The organism is Agathobacter sp. LCP21S3_B2, from assembly GCF_052118705.1.
GTDB lineage: Bacteria > Bacillota > Clostridia > Lachnospirales > Lachnospiraceae > Roseburia.
The window spans coordinates 1-755 of sequence record NZ_JBQKGQ010000052.1; the positions used below are offsets into that span (position 1 = coordinate 1).

Sequence of the window (755 nt, forward strand, 5' to 3'; positions counted from 1 at the left end):
GCAATACATGGTACCATCACGAAGCTCAGCTTTTAGAAGATCACCTGTCAGTCCATCGTAACACAGCAGGGGATGATAACCATGTGCCTGATAATGATAGTTAAATCCTTCACCTTCCTGAGTTCCATAGGTATCAAGAAGAGTGGAGTCAATGTCAAAAAGCATGAATTCCGGTTTCTTTATGGAATATATGACTTTACGGAGCTCACGGGTAATCTGGTTCAGTTGGCAGAGTGTATCTTCATCCATACGGTTAAAAAAGCGTGACAGGGTAGGTTGGGATGCCAGAGCATCTTTATCTAAAATAGTCGTCATGACAGGTTCGTTTGTCAGTTCATCTGCACAGTCATCCTCAAAGTAGGCACTGATAATCTGATAGATTACCTGCATCAGATTCGCATCATCCTTATGGATGCGGAACCATGCGGTATCATTGGTTTTGAACATACGATTGATGAGTTTAACAGCTCCAATCTTAAACAGGAACTCCTTAAACAGGAGAAGTCCTGCATCGGAGGATAAATCGCCTCCATCGAAATTAATTTTAATTTTGGTATTGCTTTCCAAGCTTACGGTGTTTAAAATATCCATAGAGAGACCCTTTCTTTGGTTTTTATTTGGATTAGTCACCTAAATTTTACCATAGATAGTGGTCTTTTTCTATTCACTAAATAGGTGAAAAGCAATATTCAATTAAAATACAGTAACTGCGCGGAATTCAGCTGCTGATGCTGTTATTCCGTGAATAATTCAGG

1 protein-coding gene is annotated in these 755 nt (G+C 39.6%); it reads right to left on the reverse strand.

Annotated features, from left to right (window positions below; translation table 11 throughout):
- Nucleotides 1-591, reverse strand: a 591-nt coding sequence (locus ACTQ1L_RS15240; RefSeq protein WP_441368098.1) for a transposase, incomplete at its 3' end; no start/stop codon positions are given.
- Nucleotides 592-755 lie beyond the last annotated feature (164 nt).